The sequence below is a fragment of the Weissella minor genome (genome assembly GCF_001437425.1).
Lineage (GTDB): Bacteria > Bacillota > Bacilli > Lactobacillales > Lactobacillaceae > Weissella > Weissella minor.
In genome coordinates, this window is the sequence record NZ_JQCD01000031.1 from 229,280 (window position 1) to 243,577 (window position 14,298).

Sequence of the window (14,298 nt, forward strand, 5' to 3'; positions counted from 1 at the left end):
TCCAATGTCACATTAAGGAGGCAGCAACGTGGCCAAAGATGTTATTGAAATTTCAGGTAAAGTAATTGATACTATGCCTAATGCCATGTTTACCGTTGAATTGGAAAACGGGGCGACTATTTTAGCGCACGTTTCTGGAAAGATTCGTAAGAATTTTATTCGTATCTTACCTGGAGATAAAGTGACGGTAGAAATGTCGCCATATGATTTAACTAAGGGTCGTATTACGTATCGTTATATTAAATAATGTAACGTCCAAAAATCCAAGGGGAGGTAAATATTATGAAGGTTCGTCCATCTGTAAAGCCTATGTGCGATCACTGTAAAGTGATTAAGCGTAACGGTCGTGTTATGGTGATTTGTTCTGCAAACGCCAAGCACAAGCAACGTCAAGGTGCTTAATTAGCATTCTTGAAACAATAAATAAAATAGGAGGTAATCGTAATGGCTCGTATTGCTGGTGTTGATTTGCCTCGCGATAAGCGTATCGTGATTGCATTGACATATGTATACGGAATCGGTAACACAACTGCAGAAAAGATTGTTTCTGAAGCTGGTGTTTCTGAAGACGTTCGTGTTCGTGACTTAACTCCCGACCAAGAAGACGCCATCCGTGCCATCGTTGATGGTATCAAGGTGGAAGGTGACTTGCGTCGTGAAGTCTCAATGAACATTAAGAACTTAAAAGAAATTGGATCATACCGTGGTCTACGTCATCGTCGTAATTTGCCTGTTCGTGGTCAAAACACGAAGAACAATGCACGTACACGTAAAGGCCCAGCTGTTTCAATTGCAGGTAAGAAGAAGTAATTAATTTTTAAAGGAAAGGAGATTACTTGATTATGGCAGGTCGTACAAATCGTAAGCGTCGTGTTAAAAAGAATATTGAAAGTGGTGTTGTTCACATTCACGCAACATTCAATAACACGATTGTCATGGTTACTGACGTTCAAGGTAACGCGGTATCATGGTCATCAGCTGGTGCTCTTGGATTCAAGGGTAGCCGTAAGTCTACTCCATTCGCTGCACAAATGGCTGCTGAAGCAGCTGCAAAGTCAGCAATGGAAAGTGGCATGAAGACTGTTGAAGTAACTGTCAAGGGTCCTGGTTCAGGACGTGAGTCAGCTATTCGTGCGTTAGCCGCTGCTGGTTTGGAAGTTACATCTATCAAGGATGTTACTCCAGTACCACACAACGGTTCACGTCCACCAAAGCGTCGTCGTGTCTAATTGTTAATGCAACTAGTTAGCGCACAATGCTTTGAAAGGGGTAACAAACAGTATGCTTGAATTCGAAAACCCAAAGATTACACTGGTTGAAGAGGATAGTAATTACGGTAAGTTTGTGGTTGAGCCGCTTGAACGTGGTTACGGAACTACTTTGGGTAACTCCCTACGCCGTGTATTGTTGTCTTCATTGCCCGGTGCGGCAATCAACTCAGTACAAATTGATGGCGTTTTGCATGAGTTTTCAACAGTCGAAGGGGTTGTTGAAGACGTAACGCAAATCATCTTGAACCTTAAAAAGGTTTCAATGCGTATCGATAGTGATGATGAGAAGACGCTCGAAGTAAATGTTAATGGACCTGCAACAGTCACTGCCGGCGATTTAGTTGGTGATGCTGATGTTGAGGTCTTGAATAAGGATCAATACATTGCAACTGTTGCAGCTGGTGCTACTTTGCATATGACTGTAACCGCAGTACGTGGTCGTGGTTATGTATCAGGTGACCAGAATAAGGAATTGCATGATGATACGCCAATTGGTGTTCTAGCAATTGATTCAATCTTTACCCCAATCGAACGCGTAAATTATCAAGTTGAGGAAACTCGTGTTGGTCAACGTAACGATTATGATAAGTTGACTATGGATGTTTGGACTGATGGTTCTTTGACAGCAACTGAAGCTATTTCTCTTGCTTCACGTATCTTGTCAGATCATTTGAACCCATTTATCGAATTATCAGAACGCGCAGTGGAAACACAAGTTATGGTTGATAAGGAAGAAACGACTACAAGCAAGAATGCTGAAGTTCCAATTGAAGAATTGGATTTGTCTGTTCGTTCTTACAACTGCCTAAAGCGTGCCGGAATTAACACAATTCAAGAGCTTACTGATCGTTCAGAAGCTCAAATGATGACTGTTCGTAATTTGGGACGTAAGTCACTTGACGAAATCCAGGATAAGCTGGCTGTGCTCGGTTTAGGGTTCCGCAAGGAAGATTAAATTAAATAAATAGAATTCCAAGAAAAGGAGGATACACTCATGGGATACCGTAAGTTGGGACGTAATAGCTCACAACGTAAGGCTATGTTGCGTGACTTGACAACTTCATTGTTGATTAATGGTCGTATTGAAACGACTGAAGCGCGCGCGAAAGAAGTTCGCCGTACAGCAGATAAGATGATTACACTTGGTAAGCGTGGTGACTTGGCTTCACGCCGTAAGGCCGCTGCTTTCTTGCGTAACGTCGTTGCTGATGTACAAACGACTGAAGATGATAACATCAAGATTCAAAATGCAGTGCAATTCTTGTTTGACAATGTTGCACCACGTTTTGAAGGACGTGCGGGTGGTTACACTCGTATCTTGAAGTTGGACCAACGTCGTGGAGACGCTGCTCCAATGGTCATCTTGGAATTGGTTGACTAATATTAACGTATTAGAAAATTAATAACAATTAACAATGGAATCTCTCATATCTTTGAGTATAAACCGCTACGATGATGGCTTCGGCCAAGTCTAGGTTGAATGACGTTTTAAACGTTGCACTCATTGACGTGTGAGGTTTTTTTGTATACATAGATAAAAAATAATAATGCTTTTAAGAATAAGCAGTATGCTTAAGGACATCGACATACTGGGGGCAATGGGCATTTCATCGCTGCTTACTACAGGCGTACCTTGCATCAATAAGGGCCAGCAATGCTGTGAGTTTTTGCTGATGCCCATTAACAGTTGCACAAGAAAAGAGCTTAACTCGAAGATCCGAGTTAAGCTCTTTTTTATTTGATATTAATGATGACTGTAGTGACGAGCAACAAGATCTCCAATAAATTGAATTAACACAATAAACAAGAGAATAATGATTGTTGCGGTCCACATTACGTCGTTTTGGAAACGTTGGTAACCTGTAACAATCGCTGTTGTTCCAAGACCACCACCACCAATGGCACCAGCCATGGCAGTTAATCCAACCAAACTAATCATGGTAACTGTTGAAACACGAACAAGTTCTGAACGCCCTTCACGTAGGTAAACATCATGGATGATGTCCCACTTGCTTGCACCAAATGCACGTGCGGCTTCGACCTTACCACTTGAAACACCAAGGAGTGCGACTTGCACCTGACGGGCATAGAATGGGAAAACCCCAAGTGATAATGGCACTAGGGCAGCCGTTGCCCCAATTGTTGTTCCTGTAATCAGTTGGGTCAACGGAGAGAACGCAACTACCATGATAATGAATGGAATCGCACGTCCGACTGAAACGACTTTGTCTAGAATTTGAAAGGCAATGCGATTTGGGCTAATCCCTGAGTCATCAGTAATGACTAAACCGATACCAAAGGCCAAACCAAGTAAGCCACCAAAAATTGCAGAACCAACGGTCATATAAAGAGTCTGTCCAATGGCCGTTCCCCAACCTGAATCACCGGTCCAACCTAATTCATAGACGCCGGGAAGATTTTGAGCAATCCAATCAATCATATTAAGCTTCCTCCTGTTTTACATCTAATTCAGTAACATTGACACCATGATCAATCAAGCTAGCAATAGCTGCATTGGTGTTTTCGGGTTGTCCCTTAAAGATTGCAATCGCAAGTCCAACCGGTGTTTGTGTCAGAATTTCCATGTTTGAATAAAGAATATTTGTTGTTACTTGGTAGTCAGCGTAAATGGTAGAAAGTAATGGTTGCGCTGTGTCGTTACCAACGTAATTGATTTGAACTAGGCGTTCGTCAGTTGCTAGTGGCTTTTCAACAAGTAGTTCTTGCACCTTCGTAAGTGCTTCATCACGATTCGTTGCAGTATTGATGAAATCCTTCGTTAACTTTTGTTGTGGGTTAGTGAAAATCTCAAGCAAACTACCACGTTCAATGATTGTACCGTTTTCCATAACAGCCACTTTGTTTGCGGCTTCTTTAATCGCTTGCATTTCGTGCGTAATCAAGACGATTGTTAAACCAAGTTCCTTATTCAAACGTGTTAGAATTTCTAGAATTTGATTTGTCGTCTTTGGATCTAGAGCAGAAGTTGCTTCATCGGAAATCAAAATTTCAGGATCGTTAGCTAAAGCACGGGCAATCGCCACACGCTGCTTTTGACCACCAGATAATTGAGAAGGGTAGTTTTGGCTACGATCATCCAATCCAACTAATTCAAGTAGATGGTTAACTTTTGCCTTCTTTTCATCCTTTGAAAGCTTACTATGCTTAAGAGGTTGGGCAACATTACCAAAAACAGTCAATTCATCCATCAAATTGAAGTGTTGGAAAATCATACCAATTTTCTTACGGCGTTCGCGAAGTTCACCGTCTGATAATGTCGTCATTTCAGTGCCATTAACTTTAACTGAGCCACTTGTTGGCTTTTGCAATAAGTTAATTGTACGTACCAAAGTTGACTTACCAGCCCCTGAGTAACCTACAATCCCGTAAATATCACCTTTTTCAACGGTAATACTTTCTTTTTGCACGGCTACGATTGATTGGTCTTTTTGTTTAAATGTGACGTTAATATCCTTTAATTCAATAACAGCCATAATTTACTCCTTTAATAAATATGTATCGACGCATCCTAAATTGCAGATGCGTCGAAAAATGTTATGCGATTAGAATTTCTTATCCCAAGCGGCGTCTTGCGTATCGCCAAACTCTTCCTTCATGACCTTCTTAGTCTGCTCAGTTTGGTAAGCCTTTACGACATCCTTGTATTCCTTCTTGTCAGTCTTATCCTTCTTAGCTGCAATCACGTTGACCCATTGCTTTGAATCCTTGTTTTCTGGTTCAACATAGATGGCTGAATCCAACTTAATCTTAGCTTCTTGTGCATAGTTTGTGTTGATAACAGCACCGTCAACACTCTTCTTCTTGAAGGCAGCGGCAACTTGATCAGCTGACAATTCCTTAATCTTCAAGTCTTTCTTGTTTTCAGTGATATCTTTAGTTGTTGGCAAATCAGTCTTCTTCAACTTGATAAGTCCAGCTGATTCCAAGACCTTCAATGAACGACCTTCATTAGTAGGGTCGTTTGGTACCCCAATCGTATCACCCTTTTTGAAGTTCTTTGGTTCCTTGTAATCAGTGGCGTAAAGACGGATTGGTGTGATGAATGTATCACCGATTGCCTTAACTTGGTTCTTGTTGTGCTTGTTCCAATCATCTAAGAAGAATTGGTGTTGGAATGCATTTAGATCAATTGATCCATCAGCAACAGCCTTGTTTGGTTGGTTATAGTCTGTGAAGACCTTAGTCTTAACAGTGACACCGTACTTATCCTTGGCTGTTTTAGCAACAGACTTCCAAATCTTACTGTCGTCATTTCCAACGACACCAACAGTCACAGTCTTATCTTTGCTATCAGCACTGACATGAGTGGCTGTAAGTGGGCTAACAGCAGAAGCAGTAATTAGGGTAGCGGCGGCAATGGCACCGAACTTAACGAATTTTGACATAGATATAACTCCTTTTTCCTAAAAAATATCTAACTAACTAAGAGACATGAGGCGAATTGCAGATAAAGTAGTAGACAATAAAAAAACCGTTTCTACATATATCTTGTAAACAAAATACATATAGAAACGGATCTTCCGTGTTACCATTCTACTTTACCTAGAAAATTGCTCTTCTAGACCTCGGCAACGAGCGGGCAGGGAGCGAGATGATGCTTTGCCGATTCGTGTGTCTTGTAACGTAGACCAATACGTCGTTAACTTACAGTCTTGCTGCTCATCAACGCCAATCACAGGCCATTTTCAATTCTAACCACATGTAACAACTCGCACCAATGTTGTATTCTCTGAGACATGGGTTATGAACATACTTTCCTGCTCAACTTGTTTCTCTTAATTTCCTTGTTTTGTATATTAGATGATATTGATAGTGATGTCAACATATAAAATCATAAATTGTGCATTTTTACGAAATGACTAAATTCATAACCTAATGTGTTACAATGAACGTATATTTTATTAATATAATCAATTTCTATTAAATTTGTTGAATAAATGGGAGACCTGTTATGACTCAAAAATATCCGGATGATAGTTTAGCATTACATACAGATGCTTATCAACTTTCAATGATGCAAACGTACTTCTTAGAAGGCGTGCATGAACGTAAAGCAGTGTTTGAAATGTACTTTAGAAAGTTGCCATTCGAAAATGGTTACGCCATTTTTGCGGGACTTGAGCGTGTGCTTGACTTCCTAAATGGTCTTCACTTTTCAGAAAGTGACATTGCTTATCTACGTGAGTCTGGTGAATTTGATGAAAAGTTTGTAGACTATTTGGCTAATTGGCGTTTCAAGGGAACTGTCCGTGCACCTTATGAAGGTGAACCAGTTTTCAATAATGAACCAATCGTTCAAGTTGAAGGAACTGTCTTTGATGCCCAATTAATTGAAACGCCATTATTGAATATTATTAATTACCAAACACTGATTGCAACTAAGGCAGCGCGTATTCGCACGGTCGTTGGTAACCAAGGACTTCTAGAGTTCGGAACTCGTCGTGCCCAGGAGATGGATGCGGCTTTGTGGGGAACCCGTGCGGCCTTTATTGGTGGATTCGATGCCACTTCAAATGTCCGTGCTGGAAAGTTATTTAATATTCCGATTTCAGGAACACACGCCCACAGCTTGGTTCAAACGTATCGTAGTGACTACGAAGCCTTCAAAGCCTATGCTGAAACGCATCGTGATGTTGTCTTCTTAGTTGATACGTATGATACTTTACATTCAGGTGTTCCAGCCGCAATTCGTGTTGCGAAGGAATTTGGAGATAAGATTAATTTCCAAGGTGTTCGTTTAGATTCAGGGGACATGGCTTATCTTTCAAAGGGTGTCCGTCATCTTTTGGATGAGGCTGGTTTCACTGAGGCTAAAATTTATGCATCAAACGATTTGGATGAAGAAACCATTACAAGTTTGAAGCGTCAAGATGCGAAGATTGACGTCTGGGGAATTGGCACGAAATTGATTACTGCCTATGACCAACCTGCATTGGGTGGTGTTTATAAGGTTGTCTCAATTGAAGATGAATCTGGTGAAATGGTTGATACTATCAAGATTTCTGGTTCTGCTGAAAAGATTTCAACACCAGGTAAGAAACAAGTTTGGCGCATTACATCAAACACTGATGGTAAATCACAAGGTGATTACATTGCATTGAGTCATGAAGATCCACGTGATTTACCTGAAGGTTTGTATATGTTCCACCCAAACTACACTTACTTGAACAAAACAGTTGAAGATTACACAGCCCGTCCACTCTTGCACGATATGATTATTGATGGTGAAGTGGTCTATGAATCACCCGACGTTCAAGAAATTCGTCAATATTCACGTCAAAATCTGAAAGCACTTTGGTCAGAATACCGTCGTGACTTAAATCCACAAGAGTATCCAGTTGATTTGTCACCTGAAGCTTGGAATAATAAGATGAATCTCATCGAGCAAATTCGTGGTTACGTGAAAGAATTAGCTGATAAGGATGATAAGCAAAATACACAAGCATAACAGATAGAAAGCTGCCGTAATGGTGGCTTTTTTCTTTCAATCGATTAATTTTGTCAACGAAAAGTCTTTATTGCAATGGATGCCTTACAAAGTGTGATTGCACGTGAGCTTGGGGTTGAAGGAACAATTTATCACCTCACGGCAGCAGACCCCACAATTACAAATATTTAAGTAGTTGCACACCGGGTTAAAACGCTGTACTCTAGGCATATCAACTTTATTTTAACCAAAGGAAGTAACGAACATGCGTGCAAAACAAGCCGAAATTATTGAAGCATTGGGTGCTCAACCAACGATTGATCCTGAGCAAGAATTCCGTCGTTCTGTTGATTTGTTAAAAGGATATCTACAATCAACGCATTTAAAGACGTACGTGCTAGGAATTTCTGGCGGTCAAGATTCAACTTTAGCCGGTAAGATGGCACAAACTGCAATTACTGAATTACGTGATGAAACAGGGGATGCTGCGTATCAATTCGTTGCGATGCGTCTCCCATACAATGAACAAGCCGATGAACAAGATGCATTGGATGCCATTGCGTGGCAAAATGCCGATCAAACAATTCGGGTTAATATTCAAGACGTGACGGAACATACCGTTGCTGAAGTTGTGAATAATGACTTACCTGTATCTGATTTCAATAAAGGTAATATCAAAGCCCGTCAACGTATGATTTTCCAATATGCGGTGGCTGGTTCAATGGGTGGCCTAGTGATTGGAACGGATCACGCGGCTGAAGCAATTACTGGTTTCTATACGAAATTTGGTGATGGCGCAGCTGATATCACACCTTTGCACCGCTTGAATAAGCGCCAAGGACGTCAAATTCTTGAATATTTGGATGCGCCTAAGCATTTGTATGAAAAGACGCCAACGGCCGATTTGGAAGAAGATCGTCCAGCGCTACCAGATGAAGTCGCATTAGGTGTAACTTATACTGATATCGATGATTATTTGGAAGGCCGCGATGTGGCAGATGATGTCGCTGAAAAAATTGAGAATTGGTATACACGAACTGAGCATAAGCGCCAAGCCCCAGTCACTGTTTTTGACGCCTGGTGGAAATAAATTAAACAATCGACGACCAATGCTGATTGGTCGTTTTTTCATGCCGATAATTCGCTTTATATGGTAAACTAGAGACATTCTAAAAAAGGAACGGTGCTTCTCATGAAAGTTTTTAATACAATGACCCTCACTAAAGAAGAGTTTATACCAATGCATACTAATGAAATCAATATGTATGTCTGTGGGCCGACTGTATACAACTACATTCATATTGGTAATGCACGTTCAGCAATTGCTTTTGATACGATTCGTCGGTATTTTGAGTACAAAGGTTATCAAGTGAATTATGTGTCTAATTTCACTGATATTGATGACAAAATGATTAACACGGCTCGCGCCGAAAACATAACCGTCCCAGAGCTGGCTGATAAATTTATTGCGGCCTACTTTGAGGACACGAAGCCATTAAATGTGCGGCCTGCGACCGTTCAGCCACGTGCGACGGACAATATTCCTGAAATCATTGTGTTTGTGCAAGACTTGGTCGATAAAGGTTATGCTTATGAGTCTGCGGGTGATGTTTATTATCGTGCTAGCAAGTTTGATGATTATGGTGCTTTAGCCCATCAAGATGTTGCTGAAATGGAACACAATGCTGCGGGTCGTTTAGATGATGCTGAAATGGACCGCAAGGAAGATCCAATGGACTTTGCGGTTTGGAAAGCATCTAAAACAGACGATGAAATCTCATGGGAATCACCTTGGGGTCAAGGTCGTCCAGGTTGGCATATTGAATGCTCGGTTATGGCAACAAAGTATCTCGGGAATCATTTCGATATTCATGGGGGTGGGATTGATTTGGCGTTCCCACACCATACCAATGAAATTGCACAGTCTGAGGCTAAAACCGGTGAAACATTCGTCAACAAATGGTTACACAATGGCTTTGTGACAGTTGGGGATGAAGAAGAGAAGATGTCAAAGTCTTTGGGCAACTTCACAACAGTGCATGATCTATTGCAAGAAATTGATGATCCAATGGTTCTACGTTTCTTTATGGCAACAACTCAGTATCGTCGTCCAATTGCTTTTTCGGAAAAGAATATGACGCAAGCGGCGCGTAATCTAGAACGTATTCGCACCGGTTACCGAAATCTTAAGTTCCGTTTGGCTGATGCAAACCCTGGTCAGAATGCAGAAACTGACGCAAAAGTGGCTGACCTTGTGGCAAAGTATGTTGAAGCGATGGATGATGATTTCAATGTACAAAATGCCTTAGCGGCTGTTTATGGATTGGTTGAATTGGCGAATATTTATGCTGAGCAAACAGCTGTTCAAAGTGAAACGGTGACCAACATCCTAAATCAGATTGAAACATTGATGGGCGTGTTTGGTGTCGATGGCTTTGCCCAAGAAGAGGAAGCTGATACAGACATTCAAGCCTTAATTGATGAACGTGATGCAGCTCGTGCGAACCGCGATTTTGCCCGTTCTGATGAAATTCGGGATGAATTATCAGCACAAGGTGTGATTTTAGAAGATACACCGCAAGGAACCCGTTGGCATAAAGCCTAACGAACAACTTGAGAATATAATATAGAGAGAAAAATAAAAATGAATTCTGATGAACTTGATTATCAACAAATGAATGGCCTTGATTTAGCCTACCTCGGCGATGCGGTCTACGAAATTTATGTACGTCAACATTTATTGGCGCAAGGGATTACCCGTCCCCAACAATTGCAACGCCAGTCAAAGCAATATGTATCAGCTAAGGCGCACGCCGCTTTATTTGCTTTGATGGAAGCCGATGATGTGTTGACGGAAGAAGAAATGCGCTATTTCAAGCGCGGCCGAAATGCAAATTCACATACCAAGGCTAAGAATACAGATGTTGTCAGTTATCGAATTTCAACTGGTTTTGAAGCTTTGATTGGCTATTTATATGCGAGTCATCAAATTGAACGCTTAGAAACACTCGTCAGTTGGGTGTTTACACAAGTAGAGGATGGGAAAACAAAAGCAAATGGCACAAACAAGAAATAAAGCGGACGGGCGTCAAAAGCAAAATGACCGTCGTAACGGTAAAGGCCGTCCACAACAAAATAATGGTCGTCGTAAGGAACAACATGACGCCCAACAAGATAAAAATCAAAGCGTTGATAATGCTGAATTCATTTTCGGCATTCATGCCGCAACCGAAGCCTTGAAGGGTGAAACGCAAATCAACAAAGTTTGGCTACAATCTGGTTTGCAAGATAAAACTCGGAATGAGTTAACGACTTTGGCAAAGAAGCGTGGATTGATTATTCAAGACGCACCCAAAGCGAAATTGGATGAATTAACTGATGGACAAAATCACCAAGGTGTTGTCTTATCAATTGCGGCTTATGCGTATGCTAGCATTGACGACATGTTCGCTTTAGCAGCTGAAAAAGATGAAGCACCCTTTATCTTGATTTTGGATTCAATTGAAGATCCACATAATTTAGGGTCAATCTTGCGAACAGCCGACGCTGCTGGGGTCCATGGTGTGATTATTCCAAAGCGCCGCGCCGTTCAATTAACATCGACAGTTGCTAAGACATCAACTGGGGCGATTGAGCACGTGCCTGTTGCCCGGGTGACGAACTTGGTCCAAACGGTTGAGAAGTTGAAAGAACGTGGCTTGTGGGTCTTTGGAACCGACATGGATGGGACTGATTACCGTCGCTGGGATGCCAAAGGGGCCACGGCCTTGATTATTGGGAATGAAGGTAAGGGTATTTCGCCTTTGTTGAAGAAGACCGTTGACGAAACGCTCTCAATTCCAATGATTGGACATGTGCAAAGTTTGAATGCTTCTGTTGCAGCCAGCCTGTTGATTTATCAAGGCTTTAACTCACGTAATCCTTTGTAAAATAAAACCCCTTGACCACATAAACAGTGATCAAGGGGTTTTTAAGTTAAAATGCACAGGTCTTTGCATGGTGCACGTGCCGGTATAAATAATGCTAATTTATTTGTCCCAAGGACTGATCCGGCCGGTGGCATAGAAGCCTTGGTTCACGCCATAGCGAACCAGCCAAGTATCATCAGTTTGGTTATAATAGACTAAAACACCCGGTACGCCCGGATAACTGATATCATCTGTTTGTACTAAATCACCAACTTTAAACATCGTAGCGTCCTCTTTTCGTAAATTATCTGATAGCTCGATTGTACCATAGGCTCTATTCGAAAAAGCATGCTCGAAAACATCAAAAAACAAGTTCAAAACATAAGCTTGTTTCACAAAATTGTCCCCGGCATAATGATTTTTCTGGGGGAAATAATTATGCAAATGAAAGAATGCCGTGAGTTTTACTTAGCAGCAGCAATGACCGGGGATGAGGCAGCGCTTGAATGGGTTTTACAAGCATTTAATGGCTTAATTTGGCAAGAATTTCAGGGACAAAAAATGCGTCCCAAACCCGATGATTGGTATCATGAGTGTCGTTTGGTGATGTATCGTTGTTTGATGAAACTACCCCATCAACATTGGGGTGTTTTAACCATTTACTTTCAACGGGCGTTAAGGCACCATGTGACATCGCTTTGGCGAGAAGAGGTACAGAGTAAATATGGGCCCATGCTTTCAGATGACTGTTTAACGTATTTACCGACGGATCAGGCTTATGGTTCAAACTTGGAGATTGAATGGCATTTGTTATTAGAAGGGGCGATGGCTGAGTTGTCAACATTACAGTATCAATTGATGACTTTGCGATTGCAGGGCTATTCAATCCAGGAATGTGCCGTTGAACTAGACAAGTCAGCTTCATGGTGTTACCAACAATGGCGCTTAATTCAGCATTATTTCAAATCAATGAAAGAACGGCCACATGCATTTAATTGATACTGTCGTTTTTTCAAAAACGTGTTACACTATAAAAGTGAATGAATAAAAATAAGGTGGGATTTCAAATGGCCCAGAAAAAAGTAGCCTTGGCTTGTAGTGTTTGTGGATCACGTAATTATACGGTTCCAAAGAAAACAGACCGCGCAACTCGGCTTGAAGTAAAAAAATATTGTAAGTATTGTGATCAACATACGATTCATCGCGAGACGATGTAAGCGAAGAAGGGAGCTAGCAAATGAATTTTATTAGTAGTGTTTTTGAAGAAATGAGGCGGGTGACTTGGCCTACTTTCAGTCAAAATATTCATAATACAACCGTTGTTATTTTGACTAGTCTCTTCTTCGCCCTATTCTTAGGGAGCGCAGATTGGATCTTTGAACAAGGAATTACATTCTTGTCGAAATAATCGGTCTAAGGTATAATTGACTTATTAAATCTTAACAGCAAACAAAACCTCCAATTTCGGGGGTTTTTATTTAACAATTAGCTAGGAGGCATCATGGCAGACGAGTCTTTTGACAATCAATGGTATGTTATCCATACCTATTCAGGTTACGAAAACAGTGTGAAAACAAATCTTGAATCACGTATTGAAACAATGGGCATGACAGATTATATTTTCCGTGTCGTTGTTCCAGAACGCGAAGTAACAGTTAACGAAAATGGTGAAACTAAGGTTGTAAAGGAAAATGACTTCCCAGGATATGTCTTAGTTGAAATGGTTATGACTGACGAAGCCTGGTATGTTGTGCGTAACACACCTGGTGTTACTGGATTCTTAGGTTCACACGGTGGTGGTTCAAAGCCAACATCATTGTTGCCAGAAGAAGTTGATGAGATGTTAGCACGTGTTGAAGATACAGAACGTGATGTCGTTGACCATATTGATGCAGAAGTTGGGGATGTTGTGAATGTAACCAGCGGTTCATTTGAAGGTATGGAAGGTACAATTACAAGTATCGATAACGACAAGCAAGAAGTGACTGTTTTGGTTAACTTCTTAGGTCGTGAAACACCAACAGAAATTTCATTTGCTGATGTTAAGCCAGTAAATTAAAAATAATTCCGCCATACCCTTGCAAAAGTGTATGGCTTTTATTATAATGTTCAGGTATGCGTGGTGACACGTATATGTGGGAGGCGGAAATCGAAACTCGCCATTTATACCACAAACACGAAGGAGGAAACAATCGTGGCTAAGAAAGTTTCAAGTATTGTTAAGTTGCAGATTCCAGCCGGTAAGGCTACACCTGCACCTCCAGTAGGACCTGCTTTGGGTCAAGCTGGTGTTAACATCATGGGATTCGCAAAGGAATTTAATGCACGTACTGCTGATCAAGACGGTATGCTAATTCCTGTAGTTATTACTGTATATGAGGATCGTTCATTCGAGTTCGTTACAAAGACGCCACCTGCAGCTGTATTGCTAAAGAAGGCCGCTGGAACGGATAAGGGTTCAGGAGAACCTAACACGAAGAAGGTTGCCACAGTTACTGCAGCACAAGTGCGTGAAATTGCAGAAACTAAGATGCAAGATCTAAACGCAGCTGATGTTGAAGCAGCAGCTCGCATGATTGAAGGTACTGCACGTTCAATGGGCTTCACTGTTGAAGGCTAATCTGACGTTAGTACGGATCGCGTAGGAAACTAAGCATGATCAAGCGGGAGG

20 protein-coding genes are annotated in these 14,298 nt (G+C 41.3%); 16 read left to right on the forward strand and 4 right to left on the reverse strand.

The window, feature by feature from the left end; all coding sequences use genetic code 11:
- Positions 1-28: 28 nt before the first annotated feature.
- From infA to rplQ, 6 genes are read left to right on the forward strand one after another with little or no spacing between them, the layout of a single operon-like run.
- Positions 29-247, forward strand: coding sequence for a translation initiation factor IF-1 (gene infA / locus IV67_RS08705; protein ID WP_057789042.1), 219 nt, complete (start codon positions 29-31; stop codon positions 245-247).
- Between the two features lie 35 nt (positions 248-282).
- Positions 283-402, forward strand: a complete 120-nt coding sequence (gene rpmJ / locus IV67_RS08710; protein ID WP_057789043.1) for a 50S ribosomal protein L36 — start codon at positions 283-285, stop codon at positions 400-402.
- A gap of 42 nt (positions 403-444) precedes the next feature.
- Positions 445-810, forward strand: coding sequence for a 30S ribosomal protein S13 (gene rpsM, locus IV67_RS08715; RefSeq protein WP_057789044.1), 366 nt, complete (start codon positions 445-447; stop codon positions 808-810).
- 32 nt (positions 811-842) lie between these two features.
- Positions 843-1,229 (forward strand): 30S ribosomal protein S11, encoded by a 387-nt coding sequence (gene rpsK / locus IV67_RS08720; RefSeq protein WP_057789045.1) that lies wholly within the window; start codon positions 843-845, stop codon positions 1,227-1,229.
- Positions 1,230-1,281: 52 nt separating this feature from the next.
- Complete coding sequence (locus IV67_RS08725; protein ID WP_057789046.1) at positions 1,282-2,226, forward strand: DNA-directed RNA polymerase subunit alpha; 945 nt, start codon at positions 1,282-1,284, stop codon at positions 2,224-2,226.
- A gap of 39 nt (positions 2,227-2,265) precedes the next feature.
- Positions 2,266-2,652 carry a 50S ribosomal protein L17 gene (rplQ, locus tag IV67_RS08730; protein ID WP_057789047.1) on the forward strand — a complete coding sequence of 129 codons (387 nt, stop codon included), beginning with the start codon at positions 2,266-2,268 and terminating at the stop codon, positions 2,650-2,652.
- Positions 2,653-3,015: 363 nt separating this feature from the next.
- On the opposite strand, the gene IV67_RS08735 is transcribed toward rplQ, so the two are convergent.
- From IV67_RS08735 to IV67_RS08745, 3 genes are all read right to left on the reverse strand, one after another.
- Complete coding sequence (locus IV67_RS08735; protein WP_057789048.1) at positions 3,016-3,711, reverse strand: methionine ABC transporter permease; 696 nt, start codon at positions 3,709-3,711, stop codon at positions 3,016-3,018.
- A 1-nt stretch (position 3,712) separates the two neighbouring features.
- Entirely contained in the window at positions 3,713-4,765 is a 1,053-nt protein-coding gene (locus IV67_RS08740; protein WP_057789049.1) for a methionine ABC transporter ATP-binding protein, read from the reverse strand.
- A gap of 69 nt (positions 4,766-4,834) precedes the next feature.
- A complete protein-coding gene (locus IV67_RS08745) occupies positions 4,835-5,677 on the reverse strand; it encodes a MetQ/NlpA family ABC transporter substrate-binding protein (RefSeq protein WP_057789050.1) in 843 nt (280 codons plus the stop codon).
- Between the two features lie 566 nt (positions 5,678-6,243).
- Here IV67_RS08745 and IV67_RS08750 point away from each other — a divergent pair.
- The 5 genes from IV67_RS08750 to rlmB all read left to right on the forward strand — a co-directional run bounded on the left by IV67_RS08750 (position 6,244) and on the right by rlmB (position 11,648).
- Positions 6,244-7,740: a nicotinate phosphoribosyltransferase gene (locus IV67_RS08750; RefSeq protein WP_057789051.1), complete on the forward strand. Its 1,497-nt coding sequence runs from the start codon at positions 6,244-6,246 to the stop codon at positions 7,738-7,740.
- Positions 7,741-7,984: 244 nt separating this feature from the next.
- Positions 7,985-8,809 (forward strand): ammonia-dependent NAD(+) synthetase, encoded by an 825-nt coding sequence (gene nadE, locus IV67_RS08755; RefSeq protein WP_057789052.1) that lies wholly within the window; start codon positions 7,985-7,987, stop codon positions 8,807-8,809.
- 102 nt (positions 8,810-8,911) lie between these two features.
- Positions 8,912-10,324: a cysteine--tRNA ligase gene (cysS, locus tag IV67_RS08760; RefSeq protein ID WP_057789053.1), complete on the forward strand. Its 1,413-nt coding sequence runs from the start codon at positions 8,912-8,914 to the stop codon at positions 10,322-10,324.
- Between the two features lie 39 nt (positions 10,325-10,363).
- Positions 10,364-10,795, forward strand: a complete 432-nt coding sequence (locus IV67_RS08765) for a Mini-ribonuclease 3 (protein ID WP_057789054.1) — start codon at positions 10,364-10,366, stop codon at positions 10,793-10,795.
- Positions 10,758-11,648: a 23S rRNA (guanosine(2251)-2'-O)-methyltransferase RlmB gene (gene rlmB / locus IV67_RS08770; RefSeq protein ID WP_236698276.1), complete on the forward strand. Its 891-nt coding sequence runs from the start codon at positions 10,758-10,760 to the stop codon at positions 11,646-11,648. The genes IV67_RS08765 and rlmB overlap by 38 nt, the downstream gene beginning before the upstream one ends.
- Before the next feature lie 99 nt (positions 11,649-11,747).
- Here the strand turns inward: rlmB and IV67_RS08775 are convergent, their stop codons facing one another.
- On the reverse strand, positions 11,748-12,023 hold the full coding sequence (locus IV67_RS08775; protein ID WP_057789055.1) for a hypothetical protein: 276 nt from the start codon (positions 12,021-12,023) through the stop codon (positions 11,748-11,750).
- 42 nt (positions 12,024-12,065) lie between these two features.
- On the opposite strand from IV67_RS08775, the gene IV67_RS08780 reads away from it, so the two are divergent.
- The 5 genes from IV67_RS08780 to rplK all read left to right on the forward strand — a co-directional run bounded on the left by IV67_RS08780 (position 12,066) and on the right by rplK (position 14,247).
- Positions 12,066-12,626, forward strand: coding sequence for a hypothetical protein (locus tag IV67_RS08780; protein WP_057789056.1), 561 nt, complete (start codon positions 12,066-12,068; stop codon positions 12,624-12,626).
- A 68-nt stretch (positions 12,627-12,694) separates the two neighbouring features.
- On the forward strand, positions 12,695-12,844 hold the full coding sequence (gene rpmG, locus IV67_RS09160) for a 50S ribosomal protein L33 (protein ID WP_083486722.1): 150 nt from the start codon (positions 12,695-12,697) through the stop codon (positions 12,842-12,844).
- A gap of 20 nt (positions 12,845-12,864) precedes the next feature.
- Positions 12,865-13,035 carry a preprotein translocase subunit SecE gene (gene secE, locus IV67_RS08785; protein ID WP_057789057.1) on the forward strand — a complete coding sequence of 57 codons (171 nt, stop codon included), beginning with the start codon at positions 12,865-12,867 and terminating at the stop codon, positions 13,033-13,035.
- A 93-nt stretch (positions 13,036-13,128) separates the two neighbouring features.
- Entirely contained in the window at positions 13,129-13,686 is a 558-nt protein-coding gene (gene nusG / locus IV67_RS08790) for a transcription termination/antitermination protein NusG (protein ID WP_057789058.1), read from the forward strand.
- A gap of 135 nt (positions 13,687-13,821) precedes the next feature.
- Positions 13,822-14,247 (forward strand): 50S ribosomal protein L11, encoded by a 426-nt coding sequence (rplK, locus tag IV67_RS08795; protein WP_057789059.1) that lies wholly within the window; start codon positions 13,822-13,824, stop codon positions 14,245-14,247.
- Positions 14,248-14,298: the final 51 nt, after the last annotated feature.